We start from the raw sequence: 12465 nt of genomic DNA on the forward strand, positions 1-12465 counted from the left end.
AGAGCAGGTGTTTGTTAACTAAACTATAATAATATATAGTTTAGTTAAGTTTAGCTTGCTCTTTTGTTATGGTAACAAAATATGGTTGAAATAAAAATAGTAAATAGAAGGGAATTGACATATGATAAAAATGTTTGAAGAATTTGAAAGTCATTTAATGGAAGATGAGAAGCCATCTGAATATTTTAAGAAAATAATAAATAATCAGGATATATTTGAGAATTATCCGTATATATTATTAGGCGGCTTAGTAGATACTCCGCAATCTCCACAACATCACCCAGAAGGAAATGTGTGGAATCATACAATGTTAGTTGTAGATAATGCAGCAAAAGTAAAAGATATAAGTGAAAATCCTAGAGCATTTATGTGGAGTGCACTATTACATGATTTAGGAAAAGTACCTACCACAAAAATCAGAAAAGGAAAAATAACATCTTATGACCACGATAAGGTTGGTGCAGAACTTAGCAGAAAATTTCTTGAAGCATTTACAGAGGAGGAGGCATTTATTAAACAAGTTACAGCTTTAGTTAGGTGGCATATGCAAACTCTCTTTATAATAAAAAATTTACCTTTTGGGGATGTTAAAAGCATGTCGCAAGAAATATCCATCAAAGAAATTGCTTTGTTATCGCAGTGTGATAGGCTTGGCAGAGGTGAAATCAGTGAGGATAAAATTAAAGAGGAGAAGAAAAATATTAAATCTTTTATTCGTACTTGTGAAGAGTATTTATCAAGTTCCAAAAAAATCACATAGAATTGTAGGCCTAAATTTTTTTGTAAATTTAATAATTATAGTATAAAAAGGATTTATTTTTATATAAAAACTTATGTTATACTTATAAAGTATGTAACGAATAACATTCATTAAATTTACGAAGTTTGGAGATGATTACAGTGAGATATGAAGGAACAGTATACAGACCACCCAGTGAGGCCTACAGTCTTATACTGCAAGTTACAATCGGATGTTCACATAATGCGTGTAGCTTTTGCAATATGTACAAAGATAAGAAGTTTAGAATACGTGATTTAAAAGATATTATGGCAGATTTACAGCATGCTAAAGCAACCTATGGGGTAGTTAAAAAGATATTTTTAGCAGATGGAGATGCTTTAGTTATTGAGACTAATAAATTGAAATTGATTTTATTAAAAATAAGGGAATTATTTCCTGAATGTGATAGAGTGGGGATTTATGCTACTCCGAATGATATTTTAAGAAAATCTTTAGAGGAGCTTAGGCAACTTAAGGATCTTGGCGTTGGAATTGTGTATCTAGGCGTTGAATCTGGAGGTAATGAAATATTAAAAAGTATAAATAAGGGCGTAACTGCTGAGAAAATGATTATTGCAGGCTGCAAGGTTAAAGAAAGTGGAATAAAGTTATCCACCACCTTGATTTCAGGAATAGGTGGCACAGAAAAAATCAGTGAACATGCAATAGAATCGGCTAAACTTATAAGTGCTATAAACCCAGATTATGTAGGATTTTTGACTTTAATGTTAGAGAGGAAAGCTCCTATATATGAGGATGTACAGAATGGGACTTTTCATATATTAACGCCAGAACAAATAATGTATGAGATGAGAGAGTTCCTTAAAAATGTAGAAGTTACTAACTGTATTTTCAGAAGCAATCATGCTTCAAATTACATGGCACTTTCTGGAACGTTGCCTCAAGATAAAAATCAGTTAGTAGGAGACATTGACCTTGCACTGAAAGGCAAACATAGGTATAAGCAAGAGGAATACAGAAGATTATAAGACGACTTTCCTCAGAATTTGGTAAAACAAAAAAGGGCGTGGATGTTATGAAGGAAAAAATTATTAAGCTACTTAAGGGCAGTGGGAATAATTTTGTGTCTGGTCAAAAAATCAGTGAAGATTTAGGCGTTAGTCGTGCAGCTATTTGGAAACATATAAATATGATTAAAGAGGATGGCTACGAAATTGAAGCAATTTCAAGAAAGGGTTATAGAATAATCTCCTCACCGGATATACTTACATTTGAGGAGATTGAAAACTTTCTAAGCACAGAATACATAGGTAGGAATATTATTCACTACGATTCTATAGGGTCAACAAACTCTAAAGCTAAAGAATTAGCAGAGATGGGGAAAGACCACGGCACAGTTATAATAAGTGAAGAACAAACATTAGGACGTGGAAGGCTTGGACGAAATTGGGTATCTCCAAAACATAAGGGCATATGGATGTCCATAATACTTAGACCAAATATTAACACAGAAAATATATCACAAATAACCCTACTTGGAGCAGCAGCTGTTCAAAAAGCTATTATGAAAATTGGAATTAAAGCCGGCATTAAGTGGCCTAATGATATAGTACTTAATGGTAAAAAAGTATGTGGTATATTAACAGAAATGAGTGGGGAAGTAGATCATATTAATTATCTAGTTATGGGAATTGGTATAAATGTAAATTTGGAAAAAGAAGATATACCAATTGATCTAAAAGATGTGGCTACGTCTATTAAGCTTGCGAGTGGTAAATGTATGGAGAGGAAGCTTTTGCTTGCCAATATATTAAACATTTTTGAGGAGCTATATAGTGATTTTGTCTTAAATGGAAATATAAAAGAAACTATAGAGATTTGTAGAAAAAATTCCATGCTTATAGGTAAAGAGATCCAATTGATTAATAGAGGAAAAGTAACAACAGCTAAAGCAATAGATATAAGTGATCAAGGAGAATTGGTTATTGAAAATTACAAAGGGATAGTAGAACATATTGTTTCAGGAGAAGTTTCTATAAGAGGAATTTCCGGATATAGTAAATAAACTTATGTTTCATATGCTTAAGGTATAATGTAGGATAATTTCCTTGTGAAATGTTGTTAAATCTATATTTTTATATAGACAGTATAGCTAGATTAACGGTATAATGTGGTTATTAAGATTGAAAGGAGAATAGAAATGGAAGAGAACAAAATTATAACAATGATAGATGAAGATGGAGAAAAGGTTGATTTTGAATTAATCGAAATCATTGAATTAGATGAAAATAAATATGCTTTATTAGCTCCTATAGGAGAAGAAGATGATGCTTTTGTCTATAAAATAGAAATGGTAGATGATAAAGAGCAATATATTGCAGTAGAAGATGAAGAAGAATTCGAAAGAGTTTTAGAAGAATATGATTCAACTTTTGAGGAATAAATAGTATACCAAAAACCCAATAAATCGGTAAGGTTTATTGGGTTTTACTATAAATATTATAATTTTTTTTAGATATCAAAAATTGTTGTAGTAAGTAGAGGAGGTGAAATTTTGAATTTAGTAGAAATTAATATGGAAGCACTTATAGAAACAATTTCGCATGTTGATGACAATTTAGGGAAAAGTTTTCTAGATACAACTACTGGTGAGGTTATATATATTCCTACAGAAGTAAGTCTAGCATTAGAAAATGGGACTTTAAAAGAAGATACATTTGATAAGTGGTTAAAAGAATTTGTCAGCACCGCTATACTTATTAGCGAAGATGATGTTAATAGGTATTTGAGCACGCCTCTAATAGATGAAGACTTTTATATAAGTGCAATGAAAAAATATGTTAATAGTATAACTAGTAATTCTGATTTAAAACTAGAATTTAAAAAGGCACTAATTAGTGAAGAACCTATAAAAAGGTTTAAACATATTCTAATGGATAGACCAGATGCAACAGATGGATGGTATGAATATGAAGACAAATGCATAGAAGAATTTGTTAGAGCATGGTTAAAGTCAATCGGCATTGAGTTAAGTCAATGAGAATTCAGATAAGGAGCAGTGGGATGCAAAAATTATGTGCTTTTGAAGAAATATACAAAGCCACTATATTATAAAAGAAAAATAAGAATTCAGAAGTGTACTTATTTATAAACTACATATATTAGGGAAATCTCAATTAACAAGATAAAAATTAATGTGTAAATCAGTTTTTTAAATTTATTCATTATTATCACCCCCTTTATATTGTATGTTAAAAAAGACGATAACATAATCAAATCATCCCCTGCGGAGCGAAAATATTAATGACTTGAAGAAAAGTCGTTAATAGTAAATAAAAATACGCGAAAAAGAGCACTTATTAATAAGTGCTCTTTTGATTTAACAAATCTATCTTCTAGATTTAGCTACCTCAATATTTACTTTTCTACTATTTAATTTCTTACCTGAACTATTGTTTAAAATAGAATCTACTAAGTTCGCAGGAACATCTAAGAAAGAAAATTTATCTAAAATATCGATACGTCCAAGTTCATTTTTATTAATATTAGCAGTCTCGCATAGGAAAGATATAATATCTTTAGTCATAACTTCATCCATTCTTCCTATAGATAAGAATAGTCTAACACTATCTGTCGTTGTTGTTGTTGTATCGTCTGCATAGTTATAGTTAACTTCTTTATCAAAAATAATTTTTATTAGAGAAGCAGCTACATCTTCAGCACCATATTCTTTTATAAGATCGTTTCCGAGTGGAAGAAAGTTTTCATATAAATTTTCTTTTAGAACTAATTTTATAGAATCTAAAATAGTTTCTGATTTTGCAGCAAAGATATCTGTTATAGTAGGTACAGTTTTTTTAGCGATTACACTTTTAGTATCACGTTCAATTTGTCTTATGGAAGATGCTTCTCGTCTTGTAATAAGACTATAAGCTGTACCTTCTTTACCAGCTCTACCTGTTCTACCAATTCTATGTATATATGATTCACTATCTTGTGGTAAATCATAGTTTATTACATGAGTAACATTTTCAACGTCGATTCCTCTTGCAGCTACATCTGTCGCAATTAAGAAATTCAGATTACCATCTTTGAATTTTTTTAGAGTATTCATTCTTTGACTTTGTTTCATGTCTCCGTGCATACCTTCTACAGTATAACCTCTAGGTTGTAATGCATCAACTAAATCATCTACACCCTTCTTAGTTTTACAGAATAGTATACAAGTTTTAGGAGCATCAACATCAAGAATTCTACATAATGATTCAAATTTATTTTTTTGGTTCACTTCATAATAATATTGTTTAATCTTAGAAACAGTTAAAGATTTCTTTTCTATTGCAATAATCTTTGTTTGAGGATGCATATATTTTTTTGACAATATTTTAATAGCTCTTGGCATAGTAGCTGAGAAAAGTAAAGTCTGTCTATCTTCACTTAAATTACTTATAATACTTTCAATATCTTCAATAAAGCCCATGTTTAACATTTCGTCAGCTTCATCTAAAACAAGAAACTTAGCATTTGCTAATTTCAAAGTGCCTTTTCTAATATGATCTAATAATCTTCCTGGAGTTCCAACTACAATATCTACTCCTCTTTTTAAAGCGGATATTTGTCTATCAATAGATTGGCCACCATAGATTGGTAATATCTTAATTCTTTCATGTTTTGCAATACGTGAAAGTTCTTCAGCAACTTGGACAGCAAGTTCTCTTGTTGGTGACATTATTATTGCTTGAACTTTTCCATTTGATCTTTCCATTAGGCTTAAAATAGGTGCACCAAAGGCTAATGTTTTACCAGTTCCTGTTTGAGCCTGACCTATAATATCAAAGCCATCTAGTACAACTGGAATAGCGTTTGCTTGAATATCAGATGGATATTCAAATTTTAAATCTTGTATAGCGTGGAGCACGGATTCGCTTAGTCCTAGTTCATCGAATTTAAGTTTGTCAATTTTGTTCATTAAAATTCCTCTTTCTTCTCATAAAGTATCAAATACATCTTATTATTACAAAATATATACAAAATAATAAATATTAAATCAAAAAAGCAAATTTAAATTGCTTTTTCATAATTATTTTAAAAAACCCCTCAAAATTGAGTTTTTCTCAATAATATAAATAAGAGGTAATCCAATTCCATAACAGCAGACTAATTCTCCCCATGCAACTTGCAGCATACAAACTAAAAGGGGCATGTCTTTAACATATAAAAGCTTTAACAGTATGCCTATAATAATGGCATTAACTACTACAGCCGGTAATGGAGCAAGTATTCTTTTGAACTTCAGTTTGCTTTTACCAATATAGTAAGTTGAAATCGCGGCTATAAGTGTTGCAAGGGAACCGAAAACCATATCCATAATACCTAGTGGACTTATGATATTAGAAACTACACAACCAATTAGCAGTCCTGGAATAGAAAAGGATGCAAAGTAAGGTAAGATAGTAAGTCCTTCAGCAATACGATATTGAACAACTCCAAAGCTGAAAAACGATAAGCTTAGAGTTAAAGCTACATAAATAGCAGCCACCATTGCTGCAAAAACAATTCTTCTTATTTTTACAGACATAGTTCCTTCATTTAATTTAATATTCATTTTTGCGCCTCCATAGTTTTATTTTAAGACAGGATGGTTGCGAACTGTCTATGAGTATTTGACTCGAACTTTTATTCTACTCCATTTTTCGTAATTAGTCAATGGGGATTCGCAATTTTATAGGGAATTAACTATAGTTTTAAATACGTTGAAATTATGGTCTAAAATAGTTAAAAGTGTGATATAGTTAAAATATATATGCATTTGTTTTTTGAAGTTCATAAATTATTTAACGACAGTTCAGAAGTAAAGTCTCCCACTTCTATAAGTGAGAGTATAAATCTCTTCTGAAGTCGTTAATATTACAGCGCCGCAGGTGATGATTTAACAACATAGTTTTTGGCTAAAGGAGAATATGATGAGTAAAGAAATTTTTAATACAAAACAAACACAATTAAGTAATGGTATTAGGCTTATTACTATTAAAAAGGATAGTCAAATTGCAGCAGTTCATGCTGGAGTAAACATAGGTTCTCTTTTTGAAGAAAAAAATGAAAAGGGAATAGCACATTTTATAGAACACATGCTTTTTAAAGGAACTGAGGGCAGAACTAATGAAGAGCTGAACAGCAATCTAGAAAATTTAGGTGGAGAATATAATGCATACACGGATTTTAATTGTACAGTATATACCGCTACAATTTTAAATGAAGAATTAGAGAACTCGTTAACACTTCTCGGAGATATGCTATTAAATTCGACCTTTCCAATTGATGAAATTGAAAAGGAAAGGGGAGTAATACTCGCTGAAATTAGAACAATCAATGATGACATTGAAGATTTAAGCTTTAAGAGGGTTAATGAGATTGCGTTTAAATATAGTCCACTTAGAGAAGATACTATTGGTAGCGAAAATATAATAAAAAAAGTTACAAGAAAGCAACTTGTTGATTTTTATGAAAAATATTACTTGCCTAATAACTGTTTCATAACTATTGTATCACCGTTTGAACATGAGGATATAATAAACATGGTTAACAAATATTTTGGTGATTGGATAGAGAAAAAATTTGAAAAGAAAAAAATAACTTTTGAACATCATCAATTCATAAAAAAAATCTCATATAAAAAAGAAATTGAGCAATGCACTATACTCTATTTATATACCTTTAATGGACTATCTAAAGATGAGGAATTAGCACTTAGAATATTAAATTATAAATTTGGAGAAAGTTCTAATTCTATATTATTTAGAGAACTTCGAGAAGAAAGAGGATTGTCATATGATGTTTACACTCATTTAGATACTTCAAATAATGTTAAAACATTATATATTTATACATCAGTGTCTGAAAAAAATGTAGATGTAGCAATCAATGTAATAGATACTGCTATTAAAGATATTGGAAGTGAAAAAATAGTTTTTGATGATAATACGATAGCACTAATGAAAAAAATAATGAAAACTGCTATAGCTTCAACCTTAGAGGACTCTACAGACCTCGGAAGTTATGTAATACATCAGGCTATGGATAATGAAGATATATATCAGTTTACCGATGATATGGATAATATGGAAAATATTAAAAGCGAAGACCTATATAATATTTCAAGAAAAGTATTGCAGAAGCCAACAATTCACATATTTTTACCGGAAAAGAGAGTGTAAAATTGAGTAGCATTATAACAAAAATTGAAATACAAAAAAAAAATAAACATAGAGTTAACATCTATATGGATGACGAATATGCATTTGCTTGTGATGCAGAACTTATATATATCCATAATATTAAAAAAGGCAAAATCATGGACAAACAGAATTTAAAAGATATAGCTAATGAAGATAATTATATAAAAGGGAAAACCTGCGCACTTCACTTTTTGGAGAGAAGCAATAAATCAGCTAAACAAGTAGTTGATAAATTAACGATAAAGGAATTTGATATTAAAACTATAGATAGAGTACTGGAGTTTTTAAAGCAGTATGATTTTATTGATGATAAGCGTTTTGTTGAATTATTTATAAAAGAAAAAATTAAGTCAAGTGGTAAAAATAAAATTAAGTTTGCTTTATTAAAAAAATCTCTTCCAAAAGAATTAATTAAAGAAGAACTTAATAAGATAACTAATGAGCAGCAGCTCGAAACAGCTTTGAAATTAGGCGAAAAAAAAATTGTTACAATATCTAAGAGTGAGAATGATACAAAAAAACTTTATAAAAAAATATCAGACTATTTAGCTCGCAGTGGATATGATTACGAAATAATTAAACAGGTTTTGGATAAAATCACTGAAAATGACAAAGAAGAGGAATCATGCGATAAGGCGCCCTCTGAAGATACTTGTCAAGAAGATTATGATAAATTATACGAGTTAGCTAGTAAAAGATACAACATATTAATTAAGTCGGAATCCCACAAAATAAAGCTATATAAAAAGCTAGGAGACTATCTTTTAAGAAGAGGATTTCAGTGGGAACAAATTAAAAAAGTATTAAAAGATTTAATTAATGGCGTGGAAGATATTGTTAATGAAAGCGGTGATAGGAGTGTTTAAAGAGCCTGTAAGTTTAATTTTACTGTTATTGTTTATATACCCAATAATTAAAGGATTTATATATAAATTCTCATCTGAACATTTAAAAGGGGGCATTGAGGGAGTTTTTCAAAGTATATCTTTTTTGCTTTCTTTATGTCTAGGTATTTATTATACGAAAAAAGTTCTTATTCAGCGTGATGAAGGTATGTATGAGAAAATATATAAAAGTATACCAATAAATGTTATAGAGTTTATTAATAGCAAACCATTAGTGATTTATGTATTAATGATGCCAATAGTGATACTAATAATTTATAGTGTTATAAATTTTGTAATTAATATTATATCTCGCATTACTTTTTATCCTTTGTTTGATAGCATAGAGCGCAAAGTAAAGCAAAAAAGTGTTTTATTTAATAGAATTATAGGTGCAGTATTTCAGTTGCCTAAAGCAACATGTTATGTAATTGTTATTACTTTCATATTGAATTTCCTGTCACTTCTTAATATAACTGATACATATAATAAGTATTTGGAAGAATCACAAATATATAATTATATATCTAAAGAGGTAGTTATTCCACTTACTAATTCAAAGCTTGCAAAAAAGCTTCCGAATGTTGTTGATAACTCTTTTAAAATCGTAGTAAAAGAGGCCTCTACTTTAGAACCTGATTTACAAAACAAGCCAAAAGGTATAATTTATTACAACGGCATTACTCTGGATCAAGGGGTTAAGTCTAATGATGAAATTAATAAGTTTGCAATTAACCTGGCTGAAGGTAAAAATGGAACAAGGGATAGAGCAAGGGCTATTTATAAATGGGTAGGTAGAGAAATAGGTTATAGCGATGATAAAGCAAATAGAGTATTAAATAACGATTTAGAAGTAAAATCTGGTGCCATCCCAACCTTTAACTCGAAAAGCGGTATATGTTTTGATTATGCATGTCTATATGTAGCTATGTGCAGAGCTAATAATATAAAGGTGAGAATTATAACTGGCCAAGGATTCAACGGAAGTAATTGGGTTAGCCATGCTTGGAATCAAGTATATATAGAGGAAGAAAACACCTGGATTAATGTAGATCCAACATTTTTAATTGGTGGGGATTATTATGATAGTAAAAGATTTGATATAGACCATAAAGGAGAGAATATAGCTGGAGAATGGTAATAGAATAGCTCCCTAAGTTTTAGGGAGCTATTCTATAGCTTTTTAATAATAAATTAATGGCTTTTTCGCAATCTGTATCTTCATTATTTAATGACCAAGCGGTATTGAAATAATATAACGCTTTTTGCTTGTTAACACACATAGCATAGCAGTAAGCTAAGTTGAAAAAATATTTGCTTTCACGGCGCAGGCTTATAGCAGCATGAAATAAAGGTATTGCATTTTTGTATTTTTTTAAGTGAATAAAACATACTGCGGTATTATAAAGTGAACCAGCCTCATTATCTTTCATTTCTGCGGATTTTTTATAGAGAATTATTGCTCTATTATAATCTTTAGTATTGTATATTTCGTTAGCTTTTTGGAAGTATTCCATTATTATCCTCCTTGTAATTCTCCGAAGAATTATAAATTTGTTATTCTAAATACTGTCCAAGGGTTTTAAAATGTATTCATTTAAGTGGAATTTTATTTGTTTTTATTAACCACTTTTTTTTCGAAAAGTGCAACCATTTCATACATAAGATAAGCTAATATAGAAAGTATCACTATGCTCATCATTACCATATCTAGTTGGGAAACTTGACCACCATAGATTATTAAAAATCCTAAACCCTCTTTAGCCACTAAGAACTCACCCATAATTACGCCCACCCATGAGAGACCTACGTTGATTTTAAGTGCAGAAATAAAAGCTCCAATAGATGCAGGAATAATTAGATTGATTAGTATTTGGTATTTAGAAGCTCCAAAGGTTTTTAAAAGTTTAATTTTATCTTCATCCACTTCACTAAAACCGCTTAGTATGCTAATTATGGTAACAACTATTGATATTAAAAGAGCGATTACTATTATTGCCTTTACTCCGTTGCCTACCCAAAATATAATAATAGGTGCAAGGGCTACTTTAGGCAAAGCATTTAATACTATTAAGTAGGGATCCAAAACTTTTGAAACAAAATCAGACCACCACAATAAGACTGCAATTAAGGCACCTAAAATGGTTCCAAGTAAAAACCCTGTTACCGTTTCAAAACATGTTACTGATATATGAGTTAGCAGTGTGCCTTCATTATATATTTGTATAAATGAATTAAACATTTTTGTTGGTGTGCTTGTCAAAAAAGGATCAATCCATTTAAGTCTTCCAGCTATTTCCCAAAGGCTAAAAAAAACAATTAGTATTAGTATTCTTGTAAAAATAATGGTATATTTCTCCCTTTTTACATTTTTGATATAATTCTTTTGTTCATCACTTTGAATCAACATTGCCATTCAACTCCTTCCAAATTTCATTGAAGTAAACTCTGAAATTTGGAGCTTCTCGACGTTTGAGAGGACAAGAAAAATTTTCTCCAAATTCAATATCTATCTTTTTGACGATTACAGCAGGTCGATTTGAAAGGATAATAATTTCATCTGACATAGCGATGGCTTCAGAAATATCATGAGTCACCATTATAGTAGTCTTTTTTTCTTTTTTTATAATTTCATAAACTTCATCACTAATGTTTAATCTAGTTTGGTAGTCTAAAGCTGAGAAAGGCTCATCTAAAAGAAGGACTTCAGGGCTTAAAGCTAGGGTGCGAATTAGAGCAACTCTTTGGCGCATGCCTCCGGATAATTCTCTAGGATGATGATTTCTAAATTCCCAGAGATTATAGCTTATTAAAATATTTTTTACCATTTCCTTATTGTCATCTGTAATACGGTGGTTAATTTTAAGACCCAAAAGTACATTATCCCATATGGTTAACCAGTCGAATAATTGATCCTTTTGAAACATATATCCAATTTTTGAAAAGCTTGAGCTACCATCATGACTTTTAATTACTATTTCGCCATATGACGGAGTAATTAAGCCTGCTATTATATTTAATAGCGTAGATTTTCCACAGCCAGAAGGGCCTACAATACTTAAAAAGTGACCTTCTTCTACACTAAATGAGATATGCTTTAAAGCAGGAGTTTCTGCAGTTAAAGAGTGATAATTCATGCATATATTATTAATTTCTACTTTATTCACTTTATCAGCCCCTTGAGAGTTATAGTTTAGTATATGAGGTTAGATAATGTATTGTTAACGACATTTCAGAAGGAAAGTTACCCATTATATAAATATGGACATAAACACCATAATAAAAAGAAAACTTCGATGGGAATATAAAACTCCTTCTGAAGTCGTTAATATTGCAGCTCCGCAGGAGATGATTAACGACATTTCAGAAGGAAAGTTACCCATTATATAAATATGGACATAAACACCATAATAAAAAGAAAACTTCGATGGGAATATAAAACTCCTTCTGAAGTCGTTAATATTGCAGCTCCGCAGGAGATGATTAACGACATTTCAGAAGGATCACCTACTTATTTAAATAGGGATATACATACTATAATAAAGAAAAAATAGGTTGAAAATATTATGGTTATTGAGTTATAATCTTATATACTTATGTTTTA

At 30.2% G+C, this 12465-nt stretch carries 15 protein-coding genes; 10 read left to right on the forward strand and 5 right to left on the reverse strand.

Translation table 11 applies throughout. The features are described from left to right. Positions 1-121: 121 nt before the first annotated feature. From ACWJJ7_RS16205 to ACWJJ7_RS16225, 5 genes are all read left to right on the forward strand, one after another. Entirely contained in the window at positions 122-760 is a 639-nt protein-coding gene (locus ACWJJ7_RS16205) for an HDIG domain-containing metalloprotein (RefSeq protein ID WP_462962996.1), read from the forward strand. Positions 761-900: 140 nt separating this feature from the next. Next, on the forward strand, positions 901-1770 hold the full coding sequence (locus ACWJJ7_RS16210; protein ID WP_462962997.1) for a radical SAM protein: 870 nt from the start codon (positions 901-903) through the stop codon (positions 1768-1770). Between the two features lie 47 nt (positions 1771-1817). Beyond that, positions 1818-2807 (forward strand): biotin--[acetyl-CoA-carboxylase] ligase, encoded by a 990-nt coding sequence (locus tag ACWJJ7_RS16215; protein ID WP_462962998.1) that lies wholly within the window; start codon positions 1818-1820, stop codon positions 2805-2807. Between the two features lie 135 nt (positions 2808-2942). Then, entirely contained in the window at positions 2943-3185 is a 243-nt protein-coding gene (locus ACWJJ7_RS16220; RefSeq protein WP_462962999.1) for a DUF1292 domain-containing protein, read from the forward strand. A 111-nt stretch (positions 3186-3296) separates the two neighbouring features. Then, positions 3297-3782 carry a UPF0158 family protein gene (locus ACWJJ7_RS16225; RefSeq protein WP_462963000.1) on the forward strand — a complete coding sequence of 162 codons (486 nt, stop codon included), beginning with the start codon at positions 3297-3299 and terminating at the stop codon, positions 3780-3782. Positions 3783-4130: 348 nt separating this feature from the next. Here ACWJJ7_RS16225 and ACWJJ7_RS16230 read toward each other — a convergent pair whose 3' ends face one another. Next, the gene (locus tag ACWJJ7_RS16230) at positions 4131-5702 is read right to left on the reverse strand and encodes a DEAD/DEAH box helicase (protein WP_462965025.1); all 1572 of its coding nucleotides are present in this window, start codon (positions 5700-5702) and stop codon (positions 4131-4133) included. Positions 5703-5822: 120 nt separating this feature from the next. Further along, entirely contained in the window at positions 5823-6347 is a 525-nt protein-coding gene (locus ACWJJ7_RS16235) for a QueT transporter family protein (RefSeq protein ID WP_462963001.1), read from the reverse strand. A 358-nt stretch (positions 6348-6705) separates the two neighbouring features. Between ACWJJ7_RS16235 and ACWJJ7_RS16240 the strand changes: the two genes are divergently transcribed. Genes ACWJJ7_RS16240 through ACWJJ7_RS16250 form a run of 3 tightly spaced genes read left to right on the forward strand, consistent with a single transcriptional unit; the run spans position 6706 to position 10002 of the window. Continuing rightward, complete coding sequence (locus ACWJJ7_RS16240) at positions 6706-7956, forward strand: M16 family metallopeptidase (protein ID WP_462963002.1); 1251 nt, start codon at positions 6706-6708, stop codon at positions 7954-7956. A gap of 2 nt (positions 7957-7958) precedes the next feature. After that, positions 7959-8843, forward strand: a complete 885-nt coding sequence (gene recX / locus ACWJJ7_RS16245; protein ID WP_462963003.1) for a recombination regulator RecX — start codon at positions 7959-7961, stop codon at positions 8841-8843. Then, complete coding sequence (locus ACWJJ7_RS16250; protein ID WP_462963004.1) at positions 8797-10002, forward strand: transglutaminase domain-containing protein; 1206 nt, start codon at positions 8797-8799, stop codon at positions 10000-10002. The genes recX and ACWJJ7_RS16250 overlap by 47 nt, the downstream gene beginning before the upstream one ends. 19 nt (positions 10003-10021) lie before the next feature. On the opposite strand, the gene ACWJJ7_RS16255 is transcribed toward ACWJJ7_RS16250, so the two are convergent. From ACWJJ7_RS16255 to ACWJJ7_RS16265, 3 genes are all read right to left on the reverse strand, one after another. Continuing rightward, a complete protein-coding gene (locus tag ACWJJ7_RS16255; protein ID WP_462963005.1) occupies positions 10022-10378 on the reverse strand; it encodes a tetratricopeptide repeat protein in 357 nt (118 codons plus the stop codon). Between the two features lie 92 nt (positions 10379-10470). Then, a complete protein-coding gene (locus tag ACWJJ7_RS16260) occupies positions 10471-11271 on the reverse strand; it encodes an ABC transporter permease (protein WP_462965026.1) in 801 nt (266 codons plus the stop codon). Beyond that, positions 11255-12028: an ABC transporter ATP-binding protein gene (locus ACWJJ7_RS16265; protein WP_462963006.1), complete on the reverse strand. Its 774-nt coding sequence runs from the start codon at positions 12026-12028 to the stop codon at positions 11255-11257. The genes ACWJJ7_RS16260 and ACWJJ7_RS16265 overlap by 17 nt, the downstream gene beginning before the upstream one ends. 94 nt (positions 12029-12122) lie before the next feature. Here ACWJJ7_RS16265 and ACWJJ7_RS16270 point away from each other — a divergent pair, with 94 nt between their 5' ends. Further along, positions 12123-12251, forward strand: coding sequence for a hypothetical protein (locus ACWJJ7_RS16270; protein ID WP_462963007.1), 129 nt, complete (start codon positions 12123-12125; stop codon positions 12249-12251). 2 nt (positions 12252-12253) lie between these two features. Then, positions 12254-12415: a hypothetical protein gene (locus tag ACWJJ7_RS16275; RefSeq protein ID WP_462963008.1), complete on the forward strand. Its 162-nt coding sequence runs from the start codon at positions 12254-12256 to the stop codon at positions 12413-12415. Positions 12416-12465 lie beyond the last annotated feature (50 nt).

Source organism: Clostridium sp. CM042 (assembly GCF_055080995.1).